Origin of the sequence: Methanosarcina sp. UBA5 (assembly GCF_002505485.1) — an archaeon.
In the GTDB taxonomy this organism is placed as follows: Archaea; Halobacteriota; Methanosarcinia; order Methanosarcinales; family Methanosarcinaceae; genus Methanosarcina.
Genome location: NZ_DAVG01000014.1, coordinates 22,052 through 45,988, shown reverse-complemented (window position 1 = coordinate 45,988; position 23,937 = coordinate 22,052). Strand labels below are relative to the sequence as shown.

The 23,937-nt window shown below is 42.5% G+C and carries 27 protein-coding genes; 11 read left to right on the top strand and 16 right to left on the bottom strand.

The genetic code is table 11. The features are described from left to right. Positions 1-288: formylglycine-generating enzyme family protein (locus BP621_RS01205; protein ID WP_292387469.1), on the top strand; the 288-nt coding region annotated here is incomplete at its 5' end. 211 nt (positions 289-499) lie between these two features. Here the strand turns inward: BP621_RS01205 and BP621_RS01200 are convergent. The 10 genes from BP621_RS01200 to BP621_RS01155 all read right to left on the bottom strand — a co-directional run bounded on the left by BP621_RS01200 (position 500) and on the right by BP621_RS01155 (position 9,303). Continuing rightward, the gene (locus BP621_RS01200) at positions 500-1,492 is read right to left on the bottom strand and encodes a radical SAM protein (RefSeq protein WP_292387466.1); all 993 of its coding nucleotides are present in this window, start codon (positions 1,490-1,492) and stop codon (positions 500-502) included. Positions 1,493-1,788: 296 nt separating this feature from the next. Beyond that, the gene (rpl12p, locus tag BP621_RS01195; protein ID WP_292387465.1) at positions 1,789-2,109 is read right to left on the bottom strand and encodes a 50S ribosomal protein P1; all 321 of its coding nucleotides are present in this window, start codon (positions 2,107-2,109) and stop codon (positions 1,789-1,791) included. 36 nt (positions 2,110-2,145) lie between these two features. Then, positions 2,146-3,183, bottom strand: a complete 1,038-nt coding sequence (locus BP621_RS01190; protein ID WP_292387463.1) for a 50S ribosomal protein L10 — start codon at positions 3,181-3,183, stop codon at positions 2,146-2,148. Next, on the bottom strand, positions 3,184-3,825 hold the full coding sequence (locus tag BP621_RS01185; protein WP_292387461.1) for a 50S ribosomal protein L1: 642 nt from the start codon (positions 3,823-3,825) through the stop codon (positions 3,184-3,186). It lies immediately after the preceding gene. A gap of 242 nt (positions 3,826-4,067) precedes the next feature. Next, positions 4,068-4,553 carry a 50S ribosomal protein L11 gene (locus BP621_RS01180; protein WP_292387459.1) on the bottom strand — a complete coding sequence of 162 codons (486 nt, stop codon included), beginning with the start codon at positions 4,551-4,553 and terminating at the stop codon, positions 4,068-4,070. Between the two features lie 123 nt (positions 4,554-4,676). Further along, entirely contained in the window at positions 4,677-5,135 is a 459-nt protein-coding gene (locus BP621_RS01175; protein ID WP_011305647.1) for a transcription elongation factor Spt5, read from the bottom strand. Continuing rightward, positions 5,132-5,347, bottom strand: coding sequence for a protein translocase SEC61 complex subunit gamma (locus BP621_RS01170; protein ID WP_292387454.1), 216 nt, complete (start codon positions 5,345-5,347; stop codon positions 5,132-5,134). Before BP621_RS01170 ends, BP621_RS01175 begins: the two co-directional genes overlap by 4 nt. Positions 5,348-5,764: 417 nt before the next feature. After that, positions 5,765-6,892 carry a cell division protein FtsZ gene (gene ftsZ, locus BP621_RS01165; protein WP_292387453.1) on the bottom strand — a complete coding sequence of 376 codons (1,128 nt, stop codon included), beginning with the start codon at positions 6,890-6,892 and terminating at the stop codon, positions 5,765-5,767. A 349-nt stretch (positions 6,893-7,241) separates the two neighbouring features. After that, positions 7,242-7,826 (bottom strand): DUF99 family protein, encoded by a 585-nt coding sequence (locus BP621_RS01160; protein WP_292387450.1) that lies wholly within the window; start codon positions 7,824-7,826, stop codon positions 7,242-7,244. 178 nt (positions 7,827-8,004) lie between these two features. Next, positions 8,005-9,303 (bottom strand): proteasome-activating nucleotidase, encoded by a 1,299-nt coding sequence (locus tag BP621_RS01155; RefSeq protein ID WP_292387449.1) that lies wholly within the window; start codon positions 9,301-9,303, stop codon positions 8,005-8,007. Between the two features lie 57 nt (positions 9,304-9,360). Here BP621_RS01155 and BP621_RS01150 point away from each other — a divergent pair, with 57 nt between their 5' ends. Then, complete coding sequence (locus tag BP621_RS01150) at positions 9,361-9,846, top strand: multiprotein bridging factor aMBF1 (RefSeq protein WP_292387447.1); 486 nt, start codon at positions 9,361-9,363, stop codon at positions 9,844-9,846. Positions 9,847-10,188: 342 nt separating this feature from the next. Here the strand turns inward: BP621_RS01150 and BP621_RS01145 are convergent, their stop codons facing one another. Beyond that, the gene (locus tag BP621_RS01145; protein WP_292387445.1) at positions 10,189-11,031 is read right to left on the bottom strand and encodes a TatD family hydrolase; all 843 of its coding nucleotides are present in this window, start codon (positions 11,029-11,031) and stop codon (positions 10,189-10,191) included. A gap of 286 nt (positions 11,032-11,317) precedes the next feature. Between BP621_RS01145 and BP621_RS01140 the strand changes: the two genes are divergently transcribed. Continuing rightward, positions 11,318-12,346, top strand: a complete 1,029-nt coding sequence (locus BP621_RS01140) for an isocitrate/isopropylmalate dehydrogenase family protein (RefSeq protein WP_292387444.1) — start codon at positions 11,318-11,320, stop codon at positions 12,344-12,346. Positions 12,347-12,368: 22 nt separating this feature from the next. On the opposite strand, the gene BP621_RS01135 is transcribed toward BP621_RS01140, so the two are convergent. Beyond that, entirely contained in the window at positions 12,369-13,697 is a 1,329-nt protein-coding gene (locus BP621_RS01135; protein WP_292387442.1) for a homocitrate synthase/isopropylmalate synthase family protein, read from the bottom strand. Between the two features lie 782 nt (positions 13,698-14,479). Between BP621_RS01135 and cbiT the strand changes: the two genes are divergently transcribed. From cbiT to BP621_RS01100, 7 genes are all read left to right on the top strand, one after another. Further along, complete coding sequence (gene cbiT, locus BP621_RS01130; protein WP_292387440.1) at positions 14,480-15,034, top strand: precorrin-6Y C5,15-methyltransferase (decarboxylating) subunit CbiT; 555 nt, start codon at positions 14,480-14,482, stop codon at positions 15,032-15,034. A gap of 60 nt (positions 15,035-15,094) precedes the next feature. Further along, positions 15,095-15,703, top strand: a complete 609-nt coding sequence (locus BP621_RS01125; RefSeq protein WP_292387438.1) for a cobalt-factor II C(20)-methyltransferase — start codon at positions 15,095-15,097, stop codon at positions 15,701-15,703. A 74-nt stretch (positions 15,704-15,777) separates the two neighbouring features. Then, positions 15,778-16,506, top strand: coding sequence for a cobalt-precorrin-4/precorrin-4 C(11)-methyltransferase (locus BP621_RS01120; RefSeq protein WP_292387437.1), 729 nt, complete (start codon positions 15,778-15,780; stop codon positions 16,504-16,506). A gap of 35 nt (positions 16,507-16,541) precedes the next feature. After that, positions 16,542-17,048, top strand: a complete 507-nt coding sequence (locus tag BP621_RS01115; protein WP_349682035.1) for a cobalamin biosynthesis protein CbiG — start codon at positions 16,542-16,544, stop codon at positions 17,046-17,048. Between the two features lie 78 nt (positions 17,049-17,126). Further along, complete coding sequence (locus BP621_RS01110; protein WP_292387436.1) at positions 17,127-17,480, top strand: cobalamin biosynthesis protein; 354 nt, start codon at positions 17,127-17,129, stop codon at positions 17,478-17,480. Next, the gene (gene cobJ, locus BP621_RS01105) at positions 17,449-18,249 is read left to right on the top strand and encodes a precorrin-3B C(17)-methyltransferase (protein WP_292387434.1); all 801 of its coding nucleotides are present in this window, start codon (positions 17,449-17,451) and stop codon (positions 18,247-18,249) included. Before BP621_RS01110 ends, cobJ begins: the two co-directional genes overlap by 32 nt. Next, the gene (locus BP621_RS01100; protein ID WP_292387432.1) at positions 18,239-18,970 is read left to right on the top strand and encodes a precorrin-8X methylmutase; all 732 of its coding nucleotides are present in this window, start codon (positions 18,239-18,241) and stop codon (positions 18,968-18,970) included. The genes cobJ and BP621_RS01100 overlap by 11 nt, the downstream gene beginning before the upstream one ends. 751 nt (positions 18,971-19,721) lie before the next feature. Here the strand turns inward: BP621_RS01100 and BP621_RS01095 are convergent. The 4 genes from BP621_RS01095 to BP621_RS01080 all read right to left on the bottom strand — a co-directional run bounded on the left by BP621_RS01095 (position 19,722) and on the right by BP621_RS01080 (position 22,961). Further along, entirely contained in the window at positions 19,722-20,372 is a 651-nt protein-coding gene (locus BP621_RS01095) for a cytochrome c biogenesis CcdA family protein (RefSeq protein WP_292387431.1), read from the bottom strand. Positions 20,373-20,664: 292 nt separating this feature from the next. Continuing rightward, on the bottom strand, positions 20,665-21,228 hold the full coding sequence (locus BP621_RS01090) for a thioredoxin family protein (protein WP_292387429.1): 564 nt from the start codon (positions 21,226-21,228) through the stop codon (positions 20,665-20,667). A 497-nt stretch (positions 21,229-21,725) separates the two neighbouring features. After that, positions 21,726-22,568, bottom strand: coding sequence for an Mrp/NBP35 family ATP-binding protein (locus tag BP621_RS01085; RefSeq protein ID WP_292387427.1), 843 nt, complete (start codon positions 22,566-22,568; stop codon positions 21,726-21,728). Positions 22,569-22,622: 54 nt separating this feature from the next. After that, the gene (locus BP621_RS01080; protein WP_292387425.1) at positions 22,623-22,961 is read right to left on the bottom strand and encodes a DUF134 domain-containing protein; all 339 of its coding nucleotides are present in this window, start codon (positions 22,959-22,961) and stop codon (positions 22,623-22,625) included. 406 nt (positions 22,962-23,367) lie between these two features. Here BP621_RS01080 and BP621_RS01075 point away from each other — a divergent pair, with 406 nt between their 5' ends. After that, the gene (locus tag BP621_RS01075; RefSeq protein WP_292387424.1) at positions 23,368-23,901 is read left to right on the top strand and encodes a DUF1847 domain-containing protein; all 534 of its coding nucleotides are present in this window, start codon (positions 23,368-23,370) and stop codon (positions 23,899-23,901) included. The last annotated feature ends 36 nt before the right edge of the window (positions 23,902-23,937 follow it).

Sequence of the window (23,937 nt, the reverse complement as noted above, 5' to 3'; positions counted from 1 at the left end):
AACTCTGGAGCTGAAACTCATCCAGTTGGCCAGAAGAAATCCAATACATGGGACCTTTATGACATGAATGGGAATGTCTGGGAATGGGTTCAGGACAGATGGCACGTTAATTATGAAGGAGCTCCTTCTGATGGTAGTGCTTGGGAAGATGGAGCTAGCACTAATCGTGTGATACGTGGTGGCGGCTGGTCCGGCAATGCCAGGTACTGCCGGTCAACTTACCGCTTTAGGCACGACACCGACGGCCACAACGGCGGCATTGGCTTCCGTCTTCTGAGGAAACTGTAATTACTTTCTACTTTACCACTTAAGTTACTAGCTGAAACACGTTTGAATTCCATTGGGTGAAGCCCGAAGGCTCGAAGCGTGCGAAGCCGCTGAGCCTGAGGTACTGAGCGCCCTAAATTAAAAAAATAGTTCCCTTACCCCTCGATTTCAGCCCTCTTGAGCGAACGAAGTGAGCGAAAAGGACGGCGAGCTCCCGAATCGCATTCGGGGTTTACATCCATTCGTAATGCATCAGGACTTCAGGATTAAAGCTCTGCATCAAACTATTTTCCGTATATCCAAAAAAGAGGCAGCCACTGCAATTTTTGACAATTTCCTTCCTATGTTCTTCCGAGTTTTCCCAGACGCTTTCAAAGCCGTCCCATATCACGTTTCCAAGAGATTCGTTATGTACACGGCAGGTTTCCAAAGTGCCTTCATGCGTCACATTCATAATAATCCCGCTGGCCCTGCACCTGTAGTCCATTTCTCCGTCCCTGACCATTTTGAGGTACGTTATAGAATTGATTATCGGGTAGCGCTGCTTCTTAAGCCCGATTATGCGGTCAACTATATTGCGGAATTTTTCCATATCTCGAATTCCAATATCGTTCCAGATCTCCTCACTGATTCCGGGAAACTCGTGTACAGGCTCGAAGGAAATCTTTACTCTCAACTTTTTTGCAAGCAAAATGAGAGTCTCGATATCGTCCAGGTTTTTTCCTGTGAGCACGCAGTTCATCAGGATAGGGTTCTTCTTTTTCTGAAGTTTTCTAACCTCGATAGCTTTTTTTAAGCCCTTTAGCAGAGTTTCGAAATCCATCCTGCGGATTTCTTTATAGCTCTCTATCCCATCTACTGAGACCGAAAGGTAGTCCACATCTCCCAGCTCTTCAGCCCTTTCGTAAAGCAGCTTCCCGTTTGTGACCATGGAAGTGATCATCCCGATTCCTTTGGCATGTGCCATAATCTGAGGAAGGTCTTTTCGGAGGAGAGGTTCTACGGTCCAGGCATTGTAGACACCGATTCCGAATTCTCGAGCATCGTCCAACAATTTAAAAATCTCTTCTCTAGTTGGCTCTTCTCCGGTATTCTTCCAGTACTCACAGAACTTGCAGCGCATGTTGCAGCGGGCATTTACACCGTGGGAAAGGACAAAAGGACGCTTTCGTACTCGGATCTGCCAGAGTGCTCTTGAAGCCAGGATAGGGTCAAATCGGGACATAGGTATCATTTGTCTAATAAAACACAAGGATCATTGTCTATATTAGTAAAGAACAGTCACATTATAAATAGATTTATCCAGATTTTCTATTTTTAATTACAAGATTCTTTCCCTTAAAAGTTGAGCGATACAGTTTGCTCTAAAAGTTTAGAAATAAGAGTTATGGAAATAATTTTAAGTGATATATAGGAAAAAAGGTTTCTAAATGTCTACGCCTTCGAACTAAAACGCAAACTAAAATGTAAAAAGAGTGCTCGCCGTAAGGCGAGCCATAGGTATTAAAGTTCGATTTGCGTTTATCCGAAGAGAGCACCGAGGCCGGCCATTCCGTCTTCCTCGGAGTGGTCTTCTTCCTCTTCTTTCTCTTCTTCAGCAGGAGCTTCTTCTGCGGCAGGGGCTGCTGCACCTGCAGGGGCTGCTGCGCCGGCTGCGGGAGCTGCGAATGCTGCCTTTGCAATTGCTTCTTCGATGTCCACGCCTTCAAGGGCTGCGACAAGGGCCTTTACCCTGGCTTCGTTAACTTCGATACCTGCTGCCTGGAGAACGGCAGTGACTGCTTCTTCGGTAATTGCTTTACCAGCGTTGTGCAATAAGAGAGCTGCATATATATATTCCATAGTTAATCACCTAAGTTTCAATTATCGTAAATTTATTTATCCGAAAAGGGCACCGAGACCAGCCATTCCATCTTCTTCAGAGTGGTCTTCTTCCTCTTCTTTCTCTTCTTCCTTTACTTCTTCTTTCTTCTCGGGTGCCTTGGCTGCTGCGGCTGCTGCGCTTGCGGCTGCTCCGAGAGCTTCCCTCAGTTGGTCATCCACGGCATTTGCATCTTTGTCTGCGGCTTTGGATGCAACGGATGTCATCTGGACATGAGCTTTTGCCAGTAAGGCGTCCATGACTCCGGAATCAAACACGACAGCATTGACACCAAGGTTCTTTGACTCTGCAAAGGCTTTTGCAAGCAGGGTGCCGATTGTTGCGCTTGTCGGGTATGCAGTGTTGACAGCGAGGTTGAAAGCGTTCTGGGCTGCTCTGGTAATGTCAGAGAAGTACTGGCTTTCATCAATTGCGAGGAGTTCGGGCTCGTAAACTGTCCCATCGTCATAGGCGGCTCTTAAGTCCAGCCCTACAATGAGAGGATATATCTCAAGCTTTGTGAGCATGGTTGCGAGCTTTTGCGGGACTGCCTCACCTGCTTTACAGACAACCTTAGTTTCCTTTACTGCAACTTTTCCTGCGTCTATTGAAGCTGGAATTCCTGCACTCTGGAGTTCTCCGAGAATCGGACCAGGCGGGAAACTGGTAGGTCCCTTCTGAACAACAATGTCCACAGGAGCTATTGCGCCTCCTTTAATTGGAGAAGGGGTTTTTGTCTGTTCTAGCACCTTGTAAAGCTTGAAGGGACTTTCGTTAGTAAATACCAGAGCAGTCTGCTTGTCAAGGTATTTATTCATCTCGGGAATGCTTTCTCCGAGCTGGTTCAAAGCCAGCTCAGTAAGGGTGTTCCTTGAGACCTTGAGCACTGCAACGTCTTTAAGATCCCGGCGAATTTTCTGGATCTTGGTTGCAAGAATGCCTTCGATCCCGACCATTCCGAAAACCTTGTGGGACTGAATGAGCTCTTTTATATTCTCGATCTCATCCTTTTTCCACTCTGGGACGTGCTCCGTGTGATGTTTCTCCTCTGCCATTTACACCACCCTTTCGGATTTTCCCATAGTTGTCGTGACATAGACTGTTCTCAGGTTGTGCCTGCCCTTGTCCAGAACACGCTCCAGCCTGGACACTATAGTCTCAACGTTTTCGGCAAGGTCATCGGGATTCATATTCCTTCGGCCAACAGGCACATGGAAAGTGAGCTTGTCTTTTGACCTCAATCTGATCGCATTTTGCTTGCTCTGGATAAGTTCGCCTATGTCTTTGTTAGGTAAAAGCGGAATAGGCATTTTCCCTCTGGGTCCAAGGACAATACCCAGATTCTTACCAATTGTTGGCATAAACTGGGTTTCTGCGATAAAAAGGTCACATTCGTTTGCAAGAGTCCTGGCTCGGTTTTTATCAGCCGCCAGTTCATCGAGCTCAACATCAGAAATAACATACGCAGCACCGGCAGCCTTTGCTCTAAGGCCCACATCACCCTTTGCAAAAACGCCGATCTTCAGTTCTTTTCCGAGCCCGTGAGGAAGAATTACTTCTTCATCGACTCTGTTCTTCGGTTGGTTCATGTCAAGATTCTTTAAGTTAATCGCCAGGTCTACGCTTTCAGAGAAATTGCGTTTTGGCGATTCTTCAAGTAATTTCTTGACAGCTTCCAGTATACTTTTTTCTGCCATCTTGTTCCTCCCCGTAGTGTTTGAACTTACATGCCCAAGCAGCCTTTTCGGCTTACTACGGTTGGTCTTAGGGCTTTCCCATTAATCCGGATATTCTGCTATTCTTAACAATAAACCACTAATAACTGTCTTTTTTATATATTGCAATGATATACAAGGTTCTTGAGCTATTAGTGCTATCCAATTTAAAACTATTGGTAATGGACGAAATTCCGGATTAAATCGCAAAGGGATGGGAAGGTTTACCACTCCTCACCGGCAAGCAAATCATCGAACTTGCCCTGATCGAGTGCCTTCTGGCTGTCTCTAGGCTTAACTCCCTCTACGGTCACGCCCATAGGGACACAGGTACCTATTACCTCTTTCATTGTTGACTTGAGATCATAGGAAAGTACGTCTTCCCTCTTCATGCGGGCAATCTTTGCAACCTGCGAAATGTTGAGGTTTCCAACAACTTCGCTTCCTGCATTTCCGGACCCTTTTTGAATCCCTATCTCTTTCATAATCAGAGATGCGGTGGGTGGAGTGCCTACTTCGATCTCGACATTTTTCTTGTCGTCAACAATTACTTTTACAGGAACCTGCATACCGTTGTAGTCCCTGGTTTTCTCATTGATCTTTTCGACCACTTCTTTTATGTTGACCCCAAGAGGACCAAGCGCCGGACCTAAAGGTGGTCCTGGATTTGCTTTTCCTCCGGGGACAAGTGCTTCAACAATACTTGTCATCTGAGTCTCACCGATTTTAATAAGTATAATGTTTGTAGATCTGTTTAGATCCACTTTGAGTACTGGTGGTTTTATTTATTAATAAGCTGGAATTTTCGGTATTTTCCCCATCTCGCTGTGACTTCACTCATTCTCTTTTTTAAGTATTCTTACAGTATCGCCACGAATCGTGATGGGAATCGGAACCACGGCATCGAACAGTTCCACAGTAATTTCCTCATGTCCTTCGTCAACTCTTTTGACCCGGGCTTTCTCCCCCTTAAAGGGTCCTGAAGTGACCTCAATTATAGCTCCTTCCTTGATTCCTGTCACTGTCGGTTTGGGTTTAAGGAAGTGCTCAATTTCAGCAATTGAAGAGCTCCCTTTGACAAGAGCCCGTGCATGGGGAATAGTCTGGATTGCCAGTTCTACGATTCCGGACTTAGGAGCTTCGACGAGGACATATCCTTTTAGTTCATCAGGAGCCAGAATTGCCCTTATATCCAGCTTCTCCTTTTTCGAAACCCTGGCAAGGGCTGTTGCAACCGATCTTTCCTGATTTGCTGTGGTCTTGATTACAAATATCTGGGAATCCTCACTCATTTAGCCACCCACTGGGGCAACATTGTCAACAGTACATATACTATAAATCCTATTGCTCCCACAGCCAGAATGCCAATACCTGCAACTTTGGCAATGGTCAAGAACTCTTCCCTGGACGGTTTTTTAGTAAGTTTCAGGACTCTCAGGTGTGCCCGGATTACCTGACCAACGCTTTGTACAGCTTCTTTCGGTTCAAACGTGGATTCTACCATCAATTCACATCCAGGTTTTCTTTATTTTGCATATCCTTCTTCAATTTTTTGCCTAGAGTTCTTCCTATGGTTTTTCCATTTCCGAAATTCATTTTCTTACATCTAGAATTTCCGGATTTATATTAAGGAAGGAACGGGCGGTTTATATTATTAGTTCCTATTATATGAAGATATCACTGACACAGCTTTTAAAACGTCAAAAGATTTTGATGCTGGATTTATATTTGTTCCAAAGCTTAAATCGCGTCAGTAGAAATATTTCATTTTTGATGCCGAATTGTATCGGCACCATACGGCATTTACCATAAAAATAGTTTTCGATTGGTTTTTATTCCTATCCCTTATTTTTATTTTAAAGAGAGGAAAACAGTATTTTTCCCCAACCGAAGATTTTAATCCCTTTTATCTCTGGTTTGATCACTCTACAAAATCAATTCCATATTTAAAGGTAATATCCTTGTCGTTTCCATGACCATAAATCTGGGCGGATGTTACTCCTGTAACCACGATCATAGTACGTACGGTTTGTTCTAGATCAGGGTCAACCTGGGCACCCCAGATCAGACGTGCATTTGCGTCTATCCGGCTGTAAACTTCCTGAACCACAGATTCAGCTTCCGAAATTGTCATATCAGGACCTCCAATTACATTAACAAGGGCAGAGGTTGCACCTGAAATGTCCACATCAAGAAGCGGGCTGCGCAAGGCTTTCTGCACGGATTCGACAGCTTTGTTTTCTCCGTCGGACTCTCCAAGCCCTATCATTGCAACGCCTCCATTCTGCATAACAGTTCGGATATCTGCAAAATCAAGGTTTACAAGTCCGGGTTTTGTTATCAGTTCGGTTATGCCCTTTACGGCTCTCATAAGAATTTCGTCTGAGACTTTGAAGGCAGCCTGAAGCGGAAGCCTCGGAACAACTTCGATCAACTTGTCGTTGGGAACCACTATTACCGTGTCTGCGACGTCTCTAAGACGTTCAAGACCGGCTTCTGCATTGGTCCTGCGGACATGACCTTCCACACTGAAAGGTAGAGTGACGACTGCAATCGTAAGGGCTCCTGCGTCTCTGGCGGCCTCAGCTACTATAGGTGCCGATCCTGTGCCGGTTCCTCCTCCAAGGCCTGCGGTAATAAAGACCATGTCAGAGCCTTCGACAACGGTGTTAATTTCGTCAATGCTCTCGATTGCAGCATCTTCTCCGATCTGGGGAAGGCTGCCGGCTCCAAGTCCACGGGTTTTCTTTTTCCCGATAAGAATCTTTTTGCCGGAGCGTATATGAAGAAGGTGCTGGGCATCGGTATTCAAGGCAACGAGGTCCGCTCCCTGAATCCCTTCACCCATCATGCGCTGGATGCTATTTGAACCGCCGCCTCCGCAACCTACCACTTTGATAGTTGTTTTAAGGCTTCTGAGGATCTCTTCGAGTTCAGCATCAACATCTGAGTCTACTACGTTAGAGTAATCTAAATTTGAATACTCTTTCTGCCCGGCACGTCCTTCCAGGGTAGATCGAGCAAGGGCTTCTTCCACAATGGATCTCATGCTACTGTTTTCCTCCATCCTATGGGGTGATTTTAATGACTAGTATTAAAAAATAAACGTATTTTTAGGGGGAACATATGTATTTTAACCATCACATATACAGTTTCCAATTTAATAGTTTTCCTGTTCAAGTCTTTAAACTTATAATGTATTTGTTTAATAATTTTATTAAATTCTTCTCTTTTTCTGCTTAGCCTCAGGTTTTTCTCCTCACGGCTATTGTGATCCGGTTTCATTTGCTATAAGTTTGAATCTTCTATAATTTCTTTGGTTAAAATGTTTATTTTTTCTTATTTTATTTTTCTGAAGCCGTCCCTGTATTTTTACCTTTCCTTTTATTAAAACGCAATTACGCTTTTCCTCTGGATTCTCCCAGGACAATACCGGTTGCAATAAGGTGGGCAACCCTCAAAGGTTCAGGAATATTACTTCTGATTGAGGTGAGCCGGACGATCTTTTTCACTGTTTCCAGACCTATGCCTGCTCTCTGGATATAAATGGGACTTATTTCACCTGGAATTCTTTCAATTTTTCCGGCCCGCTTTATTATTGTCCATCGTTCCTCTCCGTCCGGGAAGTATTTGAGAGCGGATTTTATTTTCTCGAAATCCGGATAGTTCCGCATAACCACAACTACAGGAATTCCGGTTTTCATATAAAGCATCTGTATATCGACAACATTAAAGCCTCCATAAGTGATTCCGTCGAGAATAACCGTTCTTATCTGGCCGTAATGTTTACTCTTCTTTATCATTTTACAGATAACTTCAGTAGCATCAAGCCCGTCCTTTGTGATTTCTGAGCGAAGGACCCCGTCAATCCAGTCTCCTCCCCGAAAAACAGCCCCGACTATCATCACCTTTTCATTGAGGAGCGCAGAGTCATCTATACCTAAAATTCGAACTTCGGGCTTGATATGAAAATCTGAATTCACAGGTACTTTTTATGTATGGATTACAAAAATAGTTTGTCGGTTTCCCTTACAGGCCTTCTAACAAAAGCCCTGTCCAGGAAAATCCTCAATTTTTCCTGCAAAAGCCCTGATTTCTCTCAAACCAAAGATAAAAAATAAGCCCATGAGGGGCTTTCTATTCGGTTTGCCGGGGAATTTTTTACACGAACATGGTTGTTTCAGGGAGACTGGCAGGCATCATCTTTTGCGTATCTGCAGCCATAGACACCTTGTCCACTGCTTCTAGGAAATCTCCCATTTCAACAAGTTCTTTGTCTTTCCTGACCGCAAACATACCTGCTTCGGTTGCGATTGCCTTCAGGTCTGCCCCGCTCATTCCTTCGGTAGCTTTTGCAAGTCTCTTAAAGTCAATATCTCCTGCAAGAGTCATTTTCTCACAGTGGATTTTGAGAATCTTCCCTCTGGCTTCTACTCCGGGCATCGGGACATGAACAAGCCTGTCAAAGCGACCTGGCCTGAGAATTGCCGGGTCAAGGACATCAGGACGGTTTGTTGCTGCCACAATCCTGATATTTTTTCTTTTGTCAAAGCCATCCATCTCTGCCAGCAGTTGCATAAGCGTTCTCTGAACCTCACGGTCTGCGCCAGTCGTCTCGTTCAGACGTCTTGCGGCAATTGAGTCCAGCTCATCAATGAAAATAATACTGGGAGCCTTTTTCCGGGCCATCTCGAAGATTTCCCTTACTAGTTTGGAACCGTCCCCAATATATTTCTGCACGAGCTCAGAGCCTACAACCCTGATAAAGGTCGCATTGGTTCTGTGAGCCACAGCTTTCGCAAGCAGGGTTTTGCCTGTTCCCGGGAGCCCATAAAGAAGAACTCCCTTAGGAGGCTCGATACCTATCCGGGCAAAGCGTTCCGGCTCAATGAGAGGAAGTTCGACTGCTTCCTGAAGTTCCTGGATTTGATCATCAAGACCGCCGATCTGGTCATAGTCCACTTCTACGCTTTCGAGGACTTCCATTGCAGCAACAAAAGGCTCTTCCGTGGAAGGAATGACCTCGGCAATGGCAAGCGTATGCTGGTTCAGGGCAACCTTTGCCCCTGGCAGCAGTTTTTTCTCATCAATATATTGTGAGACGTTAACCAGAAACTGAGGTCCGTTGCTGCTCCGGACAATTATCCTATCGTTCTTAATTACATCAATGACCGTACCAATGATGAGCGGAGAGGTCTTCATCCGATCGAGTTCAGACTGCAGCTTTCGTATTTCCCGTTCGTACTTTATCTTTTGGTTTTCCAGATAACGTTTTTCGGATTCAATCTGGCTGCACTGCTCTTCCAGATAACTGTTTCGGCTTTCAAGTTGCCTCATTCGGTCCTGGACGCTTTCAGTTACTTCCCCCAGCTCTCCAGGCTCGATTCCGTCATACACAGGTCCGGGCTTACCAAGGTGACTGCGCATGCTTTCATCCTTACTTTTGGTACTTTCCGTCATGGAGCTCCGAATAATATTTAAGTTCATACCGTATATAGCGTTTTCGAAGTGATCAATATGCAGTGCGAAATATGTGGTGCAGAGATCCGCGGAAAGCCTATATGCATTACAATTGATAACAGCGAGCTCCAGGTCTGCCAAAAATGTGCTCCTTACGGTAAACCCGTTGATAAGAGAACTCCCGTTTCAAGAAAAGTCTCTCCGGTGGTTCGGACGGTAACACGAACCGAAAATAGGCCAAAAAAGGATTTTTTCGATATTTTGAAAGACGAACTCCTGGATAACTATGATCAGATTATCCGGGACGCTAGAGAAGCAAAAGGCTGGTCTCAGGAAGATCTGGCTGAAAATATCAAAGAAAAAGTGTCTCTGATCAAAAAAATAGAACGCAGCGAAATCGTGCCAGAAGATTCCGTCCGAAAGAAACTCGAACACGCCCTTAACATCAAACTTACTGAACGTGTGGAGGAATCAGGACAGGAAGTTTCTCACATGAAGAAAGATATGACCCTTGGAGATATCGTGAAAATAAAAAGAAAGTAAATCTCAAAGTAAATACGGAGAAAGTAAATTTCAAAGCAGATAAAGAGAAGTAAATCTCAATAAATACAGAGAAAGTGAATTTTAACTGCAGGCTCTATTCCGGCAGCAACAACTGGTTTCTGGCAGTTTTCTCCTTCCAGAAATGACAGAGGGTTCAATTCGAAGGCGTTTTCTTAATCCCTTCACCCTCTGCTTTTATGTGCTTTTTTACGGTTTCGGGTCTTTTTTGTTTTAAGCCTTCTTTTTACTGAAATGTCTTTTCTAGTCGTTATTCTCTTAAACACATGCTGTCTTTCTTATTATGTCTCTCTTTTTATATGATTTATTTTTCCCGAAAGGCCTTTAAATCTCAATTTCTATCTCATATACCTTTTCAGGATTTTCTTTATGAATGGTCCAGAAAGGTTCTTCCCCGTACGTTTCCATCAGCTTTATGGTTCTTCTTGGGATTGTTTTCGGGCCGAGTACTGCGCCAGGTCGGTCAGTGTCGTCAATGTAATCGGTTTCCATCATGAACCGTGTTCCCTCTTCAAGCGCGTGTTCGATTGCACCCTTGACCGAGATCACTCCTGGAAAAAGCCCAAGTTCTTCGCAGGTTTTCACCATAGGCGGAGAGTAATGTTTGACAACTTTATACATTTTAATTCCTGTCTTTCTCGCTCTCTCCGTTATATCCTGGAGTTCAGGCTTTCCCACACTTTCGGTATGAAGCTGGACTGCGCAATCCTGTTCTTTTCCCAGGGAAAAAGCATACTCCATAATCTCATTCGAAGCTGCCCAGACTTCAGCAGGCACAGGATAGTGAGGGCGCCCTGACTTTATCCCTACGGCGAGCCCTTTTTCCACATATCCTGAGGCAAGTTCGAGCCCTTTCTTCATGATCTCTGTAGCTTTCTGCAGTTCCATATACTCGGTAAGCCTTGAGATTTCTGCCGGATGGACACCTAGTACAGGAAAAGCTCCAACTCCCAACTCCCTGATTTTTGACGCGATTTCTATTGTTTCGTCAAAGACTTTAAGGTAATCTTCAGGTTTCTTGACTGTTATTCCAAGCGACCAGCTGGGTTTGGTGACCAGAATTAGATGAGTTCCTCCGGAGTTCTTGAAATCCTTTACTGCTTCAAGTCCCCTGGCTCTGGGATCGATATGCATATGATTATCGGTAATAGGTATTTTTGCAAGCATTTTCATTCCTCAAAGGTATGAAGTTCCGGGTAAGTCTGGAATGATATATTCTGAAAATTTGGATTCGATTTTTTAGAAATGTGCGCAGGTATCTATGTTTCGGATCGACTTCGCTTTAGAGATTGCTCAGCATATTATTAATTACCCAAAACTTGAAATATATAGTCTTACGTTGAGTACGCTGGAAGATCCAATTATTCTTACTGAATTTTTGAAAAGTTCCCCTTTTTTAGCTTTTCAGGCGCTACGGTTCTTTAAATACGAACCCTAAGATCTGGTGATAATTATGAGTAAAACCGCAGCAGTAATAAAAGGTGACGGGGTAGGCCCCGAACTTGTAGACGCAATGCTTAAAGTTACAGAAGCCGCTGGCACAGGCATCGAATTTGTTATGTGTGAGGCAGGAGCCGGCTGGTGGGAAAAGCATGGAGGCAATTCCCTTATTCCGGATGAGACCTGGGAAATTCTTGACAGTTCAGATGCCTGTTTTAAAGGGCCAACAACCACGCCCGGAGGAATAGGCTCTCCAAGAAGTGTGGCCGTATCTATAAGGACAAAATATGATCTTTATGCAAATGTTAGGCCAATCAAGACTTTCCCTAATACAAGTGCACCTCTCGGAGATGTGGAAATGGTTTGTGTGCGTGAAGGTACAGAAGGCCTCTACATTGGAGAGGAAATTCAGCTGACAGATGATGTTTCAATTGCAATCCGTAAAATTACACGCACAGCATCCAACAAGATTGCAAGCTACGCTTTCGAGGAAGCAAAGAGAAGAGGCTATGACGCTGTTGTGCCCATCCATAAGAGCAATATTCTAAAACTGACCTGTGGCTCTTTCTTAGAAGAGGTAGAAAAGGTTGGGCAGAATTATCCGGACATAGAGATCTGGCCCTATCACATCGACAATATTGCCCAGCAGTTAATAAAGAACCCGCAGATTTTCAATAAAAAGGTTCTCCTTTCTACAAACCTTTTCATGGACGTAATAAGTGAGGAATGCTCGGCCCTTGTAGGCAGTATCGGACTGATCTACTCCGCCAATATAGGAGATTCTTTCGCAATGTTTGAACCCGCTCACGGTTCAGCTCCAAAGTATGCAGGCCAGGACAAGGTTAATCCTGTGGCAACTGTACTTGCAGGAGCATGGATGCTTGATTACCTTGGCGAAAAAGAAAAATCCGAAGCGATATTTAAGGCTACGAAGCGTGTAATTTCCGAAGGTAAGTATGTAACTTACGATCTCGGAGGCAATGCAAAACTCAGTCAGATGGCTGGCGAGATTGCAAAGTATACGGCAGAAATTCTCAAATAAGAAGGTACTGAAGGAAATCCTTTCATTCCTTCAATTTTCCTTCCTCAGAATCGGCTATTTTTCCTTTATTTTTCAATTTTCCTCGACCTGAACGTCCTGGGTTGCAGATAGGCTGGTAAAGGAAATATTTTTCCACATAAGCAAGGAGTTCTTCATCCGATATACAGGAAACTCTTTCTTCATTATCATAGAGTTTCTGAATTTCGTTCTTGATTTTCAGAAGCCTGCGGTCGTCTTTTTCCACAATGGTTTCAACATCAAGAAGTTCATTTAAGGTCTCCTGAACCTTATAACGGATAACTTCCAGACCTGAAGAGTCCCCTATAAGCAGGAATCGCTTTCCTCCTACTAATTCTGGAGGGTAAGGTTCGTAATTAAAGGGATTTTTAAGGACGCCTGCGGCATGTATTCCGGATTCGTGGGCAAAAATATTTTTCCCGACAACAGCCTTGTTTCTCGGAACCCGTAAACCAAGTTCTTTTTCCATGAATGCTGCAAACCGGGTAACCGGTTCAAGGTTATACTTATCAAAACCTTCTACTCTATCTTCCAGGAAAAGCAGGATTTTTTCCATCTCACTATTTCCTGCACGTTCTCCTATACCCAGGAAAGTTACGCTTGTCCAGTTGGCCCCATGCCAGAAACCTGCAATGGAACTTGCTGACCCGAATCCATAGTCATCATGAATGTGAGTCTCTATATTTTTTACCCCTATCTCCTTTTTGAGGTGCTCCACTATCTTCGGGATTCCATAAGGTTCATCGATACTGATGAAGGGCATCCCGTATCCAACAGTGTCGCAGACCCGAATAATACAATTGGGATCAATTTCCATAATTTTTTCAACTAGCGGGAAAACAAAGCCATAATTATCCGCTCTTGTCATATCTTCAAGGTGAGCCCGTGTACGAAGTCCGTGGTCCACTGCATACTGAAGGGCATCCAGATATTTATCTTCGGCTTCTTCCCTGCCTGAGAGTTTCATCTTGGAAAAAATATGCGTGTCCGATACAGACATCAGGATTCCGGTTTCTTTAATTCCGTCTACTTCTAAAATTTTGTCGATATCGGCTCTTGAAGCTCTCGCCCAGCCTGTAATTTCGGGAAACTCATACCCTATATCAAACATTAAATCTACAGCATCTCTATCCCTTTTATTGAATACAAAGGCCTCAAGTTTTTCAATTCCTATCTCGTGCAGATACTCATAAATTTGGAGCTTGTGTTCTCTGCTCAGGACGATTCCCGGCATCTGGGAACCATCACGGATAGTGCTGTCACTTATGTACACGTCGTTTCCATAGGGCAGCTTTAGTTTGGGCAGATCTTCATATGATTCGTAAACTTTCATCATTTTTCCTCCTTTCTTTCAGGCGGCAGGGCCCTGCATCGAGAAAGCGGGCTTTCACTTTGGGGGCTTTCCTGTGAAAAAGATATATTTCAGGTATACAGTCAGAAAATAAGTCGTATTTAATCTAAGAACTCTAACTTCTTATTTAAAAAACACTCTTTTGGGGGAGCACTTATTACTGTTCTTCAAAACAGCATCTTACATTATATGTCGAGATTTATATATTACGTTGTATCCCGATATATTTAAGTTATTATATGCCATTATAGTTAAAATCTCTTTCTTTCAAAACACCCAACGTATTTTTTTTAACTATATTCACATATTTATTATATTCATAATTTGTCATATTTTACTATATATAGGATGACGGGAGACACTGCCCCTCTTTTCTTCCATAAAATTCCCGATACTTCCTGGAAAAAAGTTTGCTTAAAAGTGATGTATAGGATTCGCCTAAAGTTTTTTGCAGAAGAATTACCTGTCCTTTTTACAGGTTCATGAAAGTTTACTTTCCTATCCTGCCCTTCTTACTGATAATAAGGTATATCTACAACAAGTTATATTTATATTCGAGCGGATCAGAAAAAGTTGATTTAACTATAAATCTAATTTAATTATAAATCTGATTTAATTATGTATGTATATACCTGTAATCATCTCTGAAGAACGCATATTTTCCGGCCCTGATTAAAACTAAGCCATTAAATAAATTGAAAATTATATCGGCATATATTTATTTACATTTCATATATTTGCTTTACTTTATCCCGAGGTAAAACATGTCCGAAATAGTAAGTGTTAGCGGTGGTCCGACAAAACCTGAAATCATTGCTGTGTCCCTTTCCAAACTCGGACTGCGGGACGGAGATCGGTTTGCAGATGTAGGCTGCGGTACGGGATCGGTATCGATTGAAGCCGCAAAGCTTGCCCGGAATCTCACTATCTATGCAATAGATGCCCGAAACGAGGCTCTGCGAGCCACTGAAACGAATTTCAAAAATTTCAGTATAGAAAATGCCAGGATTTTAGCTGGTGAAGCCTCGGATCTCCTGAGTTCGGAAAGTTTTACTGATTTTATTGATTGTGCTTTTGTCGGCGGAACAAAAAATATTGGTTCTGTGCTTGAGATCCTTGTTAAGAAAAAAGCTCGAAGTATTGTGGTAAATGCCGTCCGAATAGAAACGGTTGTCAGGACAATTGAGGCCATGAAAAAACTCGGAATTTTTGATGAAGTAGTTCATATTTCGGTTTCGAGAAGTGCAACAATTGCCGGAGAAACGATGTTCAAACCTGAAAACCCGGTATACATCGTTGTCGGAAAAAAGCAAAACTGAAAATGATCTTATAATTTAAATCTGCTTTATATTTATTTTTAGAATCTACGGAGCAATAGCATGTTAATCGGAGTAGGACTTGGTCCCGGAGACCCTGAACTTCTGACCCTAAAAGCAGTGAACATTTTGAAAAACAGCGATAAGATATATGTGCCAGGTCGCCTGGCAAAAGATCTTGTGGCTCCTTATGCAGATGCTGAAATTCTTGAGTTTCCTATGATAAGGGATATTGAGGTTCTCAATTCTCTCTGGAAGGAAAATGCTGACAGAGTGGCAGAAGAGGCAAGAAAAGGCACTGTGGCTTTCGGGCTTATAGGCGACCCAAACTTTTTCTCTACATTTTCCCATCTCAAAAAAGTAATGAGTAAGCACTATCCTGACGTTGAACTTGCAACCGTGCCTGGCATAAGTTCAATCACCTCCTTTGCTGCCAGAACCGATGTTGCGGTTGAAAGTTCTTTTGAGGTCAGCGACGGTTCTGAGATAGGATATATAATTCACCTAAAGGCTACACAACCGAAATCCATAGTTAAACAGCTTGAAACTGAAGGATATACGGAGTTTATCTTTGCAGAAAGACTCTTTTCGGACAACGAGCTTATAATCCGAAAGAAAGAAGAAATCCCAGAAAAGGGGAACTACTTCAGTATCATTTACGGAAAGAAGTGAAAGTGCCCTATGTAATATTCGCGGAACTCAGTACATATTATTAAATAAAACACGAAAGCAAAGGGAATGGTCAGATGGAAAGGAAAGTATATTTTGTGGGAGCGGGCCCAGGGAACCCGAAACTTATTACCGTACTCGGGCGTGAAATGCTTGAAAAAGCCGACCTTGTAATGTATGCAGGTTCTCTAGTAAATCCTGAGGTGCTTAATTACACGCAGGGGGAAACAGTGGATAGTTATGGACTGACCCTCGAAGAAACCACTAAAATAATCGCTGACGCTGTAGATGCAGGGAAATTCGTTGTTCGTCTTCACAGCGGAGATCCATCTCTTTATGGTTCCGTCATAGAGCAGATGGAAGAACTTAGGAAATACGATATCGAAGTTGAAAGAGTTGCTGGAGTATCCTCGGTTTTTGCAAGCGCTGCCGCTCTCGATACACAGTTGACTCTTAACGGCGTTTCAGATACTCTCATTATTACTCGTCCTGCTGGAAAAACCCTGGAAAAAGACCTTATTCCCGAGCTTTCAGCTTACAATACTACTATGGCGATTTTCCTTGGTACGCAGAAAATCCGGGAGATTATGGAAAAAGTTCGCTGTCCGAAGGATACACCTGTTGCAGTAGTATTTCATGCATCCTGGGAGGATGAGGAAGTCATCACCGGAACTGTGGAAGATATCGCCGATAAGGTGAAGGACGCAGGAATTAAACGCTCGGCGATGATAATTATCGGTGGGGTTGTTGACCCTAAAAATTACAGGAGGTCCTACTTATACGGAGTCGCCCAGGAACCGTTGTAATCACTTTTGAACGAAATCGGGAGGTCGCGGCAAGGATTGCAGAATCCCTGAAAGCCGATCTGCTTCTTTATGAAAAGGGCATATTCAAAAAGGCTTTTGAAAACTATGGAGCGATAGTTGCGGTTTTTGCCACAGGCATTGTGGTAAGGGATATTGCTCCTCTTCTCGAGAATAAGTGGGCTGATCCTGCCGTGGTCGTAGTTGATTCAAACCTGAATTTCGCAATCCCCCTTCTTGGGGGACATCATGGCGCAAATGAAATTGCCCGAAAGCTTTCTGAGCTTGGAGCAGTGCCTGTGCTTACAACGGCGACCGAAGTTCACGGTAAACCCTCAGTTGAGGGTATTGCTGACCGGTTAGGCTGCAAGATCTTCAACAAAGAATCCACTATAGCTGTAAATTGCGCACTTCTTGATCAAGAAATCGAGGTTCTTGAGGTTAAAGGACCAAGAATTGTTGTTGTAGATGAAGATGTATCCGTGCTGGTAAAAAGCCAGCAGAAGACTTCAGAAGTCAAAGACAACAATAAGGGTAAACCTTAATTGAGCTGGAAGTTGATTGGGCTGCGTTTACGAAAATTAACCCGGCAAGGAACTGCGTTTCATCAGAGACGATAATGGATGATTATAGGAATTGGAACTCGCAGGGGCATTACAAAAGAAGAGGTTATTGAAGCCGTAAAACAGGCACTCGATGAGTGCGGTCTGAGCCTGGGAGAAATTACGGCTTTTGCTTCTGCGAAACTTAAGGAAAATGAACAGGGGCTTCTGGAAGCGGGAGAGACGCTCGGTATTCCAATAGACTTCTTGCCGGACGAGACGCTAAACAGCTACAATCCTCCTTCATCCTCTCAGGCTTCCCGCTTTGGATTAAAAGGAGTTGCAGAACCTGCAGCTCTAGCCCTTTCTAAAGAAAAACAATTGATTTGCAGGAAGAAAATCTATGGCAGAGTCACAATCGCAATCGCAAGATAAAGCAACAAGAGGAAAACTTTACATCGTAGGGATTGGGCCGGGGTCTGTAGAACAGATGACGGTCAAAGCCAGGGATGTAATCCTTAATGCCGATTATGTGCTAGGGAACAGTACTTACCTGGACCAGATAGCAAGCCTTCTTGGAACCCAGGAAGTAATCCGCAGCTATATGGGTAAAGAAGTGGACAGGGCAAAAAAGGCTGTGGAACTTGCAAAAGTCTCAAATGTTGCCATGGTCAGTGGCGGGGATACCAATGTCTACGGCATGGCAGGTATCGTGCTCGAGGTTGCTGAGCATGAAGGGCTTGAGGTCGATATAGAAATTCTTCCGGGAGTAACGGCAATTTTAGCCGGGGCAAGTATACTGGGCGCGCCTGTTGTAACGGACTTTGCAGTTATCAGTCTGAGCGACCTCCTTACACCATGGGATGTTATTGAAAAACGGCTTAATCTTGCTGCAGAAGCCGATTTTGTGATGGCTCTCTACAACCCTAAGAGCCGTAAGAGACAGTCTAACTTTTCCCGAGCTATTGAAATTATCCGCAAGTACAAGGTCGATTCCGTGCCTGTCGGACTTGTGAAGAATGCTCTGAGGGGAGATGGTGAGGACAGGATCGTAACCACTCTTGGAAAAGTTATGGACTACGAGGATTGGGTAGATATGAGTACCACGATCCTTATTGGAAATGGTGATTCCAGAATCTGGAGCTCTCAAAAGAAGGATTTCATAATCACTCCCAGGGGGTATCAAAAAAAGTATGACTACTGAACAGAATTCTAATGAGAAAGCTGGAAACCTCGATAATCTTGAAGAGTTTACCGAGCTTACTGTTGAAGTAGATCCCGAACTTGTAAGTATTTGTAAGGATTCTGGGGCAAGAACTGAAGAAGCCAAAGCCATTTACATGAAAAGCAGGACAATGATTCAGGAACTCATTGGAAACAAAACCCTCGAAGACCGCTTTCGCCAGCGCTGTGTTATTGCTACCGGAGATGTTTCTGTAGCAGATATCATGCGTTTTATGCATGACCCCATTACTGCAGGTGTGGATGCGATTAAAAAGGGTGCTCCGATTTTTGTAGACATCAACATGGTAAAGGCCGGAATTACAAAAGCAGGGCACAAATCCGAAATTATTTGCGTGCTTGATGAAGACCAAAATTCCGAAATCGCCAAAAAATACGGAATTACGCGTACATCAGCAGGCTTCCTGGCTGCTCGGGAGAGGCTCGATGGAAGTATTATTGCAATCGGAAATGCGCCTTCTGCGCTTATTATGGTCTGCAAACTTATAGAAAAAGGTGTGAAACCAGCTCTTATCATCGGACTTCCAGTAGGTTTCGTAAACGCAGCCGAATCCAAGGAAATTGTCAGAAACCTGAAAGTTCCTGTGCCCTCTATTAGCTGTGTCGGGACAAGAGGAGGCACTCCTATGGCGGTTGCATGCGTTAACGAGCTTGTTGCAATCGCAAGAGAAAGTAAAGACTAATACTTTCTCTAATTTTTCCATTTGGATCGTCATTTAGTTTTTTGGCTCTTCGTTGCTTTGTATGAATATCCTCATAATGTCCCCATAAAAACCGATGCGGTCTTGAATTGAAAATATCTTATCTATAGGAAAGGCGAAGAGCCAGTTTTTGTTTTCAGTATTTGTTGTTAAATGCTTTATCCCAGTGCTGACTCTGTTCAAAAATCCAGTGATTTTTGCATTTTTGATAGAAAATCTGAATCACATGAAAGTTTATATTCCAAAAATACCATCTTTGATATAATATCTTACAGTTGACTAATAAATTATCTTACATTTCAATCATTTGTGAATCTATTAACAGTCATTATTTCATTTTTGACTCTAAGCGAAAAATTTAGTTCTTTTTTAGATTACCTTTTTAATAAAAAATAAAATTCAATTTATTTAAAAAATGTAATTTTAATATATATTAATAGCTTGATAGATTCTGATAATATCACTTTTTTACTGAACCAACAACAGAGATTTTTTAATATCTTATGGGATCATCAAAATTTGATATTGATTTCGATTACAGTTGACCAACATAGTTCAAAAAAACAGAGAATAATAAAAAGTATCTGAAAAATCTACTACCTTTAGGGCATAGGCCGGTATATTCTAGCATCTATGCCCTGTCTTAGAATCAAATACTCAAATGATATAAACACTAGAAGGGAGTTTTTCTCAAAATTTAGGACGTCAGGTGAGAGGTTTAGGGAGAGGTAGTTCACATAAACCACTGATAATGATTCTGGTAGATCATCCAGAGCCCGAAGAGTACCAGTACTGTTCCCGCTCCCTTTTTGAAAACCATATCCCACTTTGATATAAGCCGGATTTTAGAGGAGGAAAAGTGGGCTGAATATGCAAGCAGGAGCATTGGAATCGCAAACCCAAGCGAATAGATTGAGAGGGTGACCGCTCCAGTAGCAGTATTCCCTGCTACAGCTACCATGGTAAGGATCGAGCCTAGAATTGGTCCGACACAAGGGATCCAGAGAACCCCGAGGGAAAGGCCAAGCAAGAAGCCTGAGACAGGTCCTTCATCATTCATTTTTCCCAGAAGGGGAAACTTTGAAAATGAATTAAAAAGGCTTATGTCAAAGAGTAGGGCGAATCCCATTATGAGAATTAAAATCTCTGCCAGAATCTTCAATTGATCAGTATATGCATTGAATACTGCCCCAAAAGCAGAGGTTGCCACCCCCATTATGGTGAAGGAGACTGACACTCCAAGCACTATTGCAAGGGGTCTCAATTTGTTTTTTCCTGCGGATGTTGCCAGGACAGCAGGCAGAAGAGGAAGGATGCAGGGGGACAGGACACTGATAATTCCTGCTCCAAATGCAGCCACAGGGGAAATAGCTTCATAATACATGGTTTCAATTTCTTTATATAATTTATTTAATACAGTATTTCCCGGAACTCCGAGTTTTACTATGAATTTGAACTTCTAATTGATGAGTTTAGAAATTAGTATTATTCATTAAGTTTATTCCCTAAGTTCCGCGTTTTTAAACGCATAAACATCTCCTGATATCTGAGTATGCGCCTAAATATAAGTACATGATCTTTGTAGCATAATCTCAAAATGGTAATCCATTGATTTCATAGAGATTTATTACTACACATATACGCTTAATATTTGGGAACTAAGATTATTTTTATTATTATGTACTTTTCCCTTCCTTAAGAAGGGCAAGGTTTATACGATCCTCATAGGCCTCTTTTTCCATTTGTCCTTGAATTCTAGCCTTGAATCTATCCTTAGTGACTGTTCCGTCCTCTTGCATGTACACATAGTCTCCGTCTTCGATACCCACGATCAAAGAGGTATCAGGGACGTATCCGATATTAAAATAAGCTTCAAGATCAGGACTCTCGGTTATATCTATGGAAGCAATAGTGGCTTTCCCGCTGTATTCTGTTGCCAGTTCCTTAAGCATGGGCCTCATAGCCTGGCATGGTCCACAGTGTTTAGACCCTATTTTCACAAGAACTGGTCCCTGTTTAAGGGATGCGTTTATCTGTTCAAGGGAGGTTACTACAACAACACTACTTCCTTCCTTAGCTTCCTGAGAGGTTGTGTTCTGCTCAGACTCATTTGTTTTGAAAACACTATTATTCTCCTGAGCTGCCTGGGTATCTGTGGAATTCCCCTGGCTTTTATCAGTACAGCCCGCAGCAAAGATTACAACTGCAAGCAGGATCAATAGTACAACTAACTCCTTCATGTTATCAACATTAGTTTTTGATTTTATAGTAGATTACATATTATTTAGTAATTATGTTAGATCGTAATAATTTTCTCTTTTCAAAATAATCTTTATTTTTAAAGATAGCCTTCGTTTTCGGTTGATTATGAGACTCGAATTTTAAATTAGAATATTAGATAGCCTTCAAACAACTAACTCAAAGGAAAGAAAAATGTATACTTAGTTTCAGAGACTTTTGGGCTGTAAAAATATATTTAAAGAGCCTTCAAGACTGAATTATAAAAGTAAATATCGAAACAATAGGAAAAATACAGTTAAGAAAGAGATCTTAAATAACTAGTTATAATTACAAGTCAGCCAATTTATGATTACCAAGCCAGCCAATTGAAGAGATGTTGTTCGATTTATAATTACTAGGTCAGTCGGTTGAATAGAGGTTAGCCGAGAGGCTAACCAATTGAGAAAAATTGTATAACTAGGGAAACGTGTCAATCTTTTCCTCTTTTTATTTAGCCTTAATCCTCTCCCAGAGTTTTTTCTACTGCTGTTACTACAGCTTCGAAGTTCTTCTGCCATTCCGTACTGTGGTCAAGCAGACCCTGGACAATAGTGCCTTTATCTTCCATTTCTGCGACTTTTGGCTCTATCGGAAGTCTGGCAAGAATCGGGACATTAAAGTCTTTTGAGGCTTTTTCCACGCCTCCAGTTCCGAACACTTCTATTGGCTTGCCGCAATGAGGGCAAATGAGCCCATGCATATTGTCAACAAGCCCTATGATAGGCACGTTAAGTTTTTCGGAGAATTTTATTGACTTTCGGACACTAATCAGAGCTACGTCCTGTGGAGTTGTAACAAGCACTGAGCCGTCGCAATTGGGAATGAGCTGGGCCACACTCAGGGGTTCATCTCCTGTGCCAGGGGGCAAGTCTATAATCAGGAAATCGAGCGCTCCCCAGCTAACATCTTCCAGGAATTGTTTGATTGCTCCCATTTTGGCAGGCCCTCTCCAAATTATAGGAGAATCTTTGTCTCCGAGCAGAAAACCGATAGACATCATAGAAAGATTGGGAAGTACCGAGATTGGAAGAATGCCTTCTTCATTAACCTCGGGCCTTTGAGACTCTAGCCCAAAAATTGTAGGAATCGTCGGGCCGTGAATATCGCAGTCCAGAAGCCCAACTTTGTATCCTCGTAGGGCTAGCCCAGCAGCCAGATTTGCTGCAACTGTACTCTTCCCTACTCCTCCCTTTCCGCTCATTACCATAATCTTGCGTTTGATGCGCCTGAGATTGACTACTATTTTTGGCTCTTCTGGTTTTTTCGACAAGCTCTCAAGTGGTTGAACCTTATCTGTCATTTTTATCGCCTGTGTAAAATTTCCGTGTTCTTTCCCGGTTTTCAGATTTCCCTTTTACGTGTTAGTATCTTCACTAATGTCAGCGTTTTCAGCGCTGATATAGTTACCGCCCTTTATCTCTATTGCTTTTCCTGTGCTAAGGGCAAAAGCGATTTTCATTCTCGCAGCTTTCAGATCTTCCCAGAAAGCCCTCCTTGAGATTCCTACCCTAATAGCTGCATCTTCCTGCTTGAGACCTTCAACATCTACAAGTCTCAGGGCTTCAACCTCTTCTACTGTGATGAATACAACCTCAAGATCCGCCAGCGGGACACCTCTGGGCTTGAAATATGTGATATCGGGCGTTTGCTCAACGCGCCTCGGGCACTTTGGTCTTCCTCTGCATTTTTTCATAGGTTACTTATGCACATTGCGGAATAAATATATAACAATTTCTCTTCTCTAGCAGAAAACTATATATATTTATGTACAAAAGAGCGAAATTGTAGTTATCTGCCACAAAGTTAGAGGAAGTTCTCATAAAGTATGCATACCTAAAGGAAATGATGCCGAGATAAAAAATTGTCTGGAAGTATATTTAGTGGTCCAAACCTATACGATAAAGGATATCAATACAGGAAAGTTATTTGATCTCTTTTTCGCATATTTCATAATTTGATTAATATTTTTTCCTGATTTCCTCCTTTTACCTGGAACTCTATTTATATATTTTTGTATTCCTTGTAGAAATATTTATACCTTCACAGCTTATTTGTGACTATAATTTCCTATTCACTTTAAAAACCCGGGAGAAAAAAGTGTGCAGTGCGCGTTATGCAGGATTAAGGAATGCATAAGAGGCAAAAATTGTTCTGTTATTAAATCTGGGCTTGAGTATACAGGCGACGATCTGAAATCAATTCAGATTTCTGCCTGGCTCGAATCCGATGATGTAAAAAGGACGAAACTGGAAGAGATAGCTATTTATGCAAAAACGCTTGGGTATACAAAAATAGGAATCGCTTTCTGTATTGAGTATGAGCGAGAAGCCAGGCTGGTTTATGATATTCTTTCAAGATATTTTGAGGTGTTTTCGGTTTGCTGTAAAGTCTGCAGCTTCGAAAAAGTCAGTCTTGGAATTAAAAAATCCGAAGACTGGGAGTTTGAAGCAGTTTGTAATCCTATAGGTCAAGCCATGCTCCTGAATGATGATCTTACAAATCTCAATATCATGCTTGGACTTAAAACGGGTTATGATATCCTTTTTGCAAAATACTCTGAGGCTCCTGCGATAACGCTGCCTGTTGAAGAGTTACCCCAGTTAGCTAATTCAAAAATTGATACTATAGAATGAATTCTCAGAGTTAATTATTAGAATTAATTCTTTAAT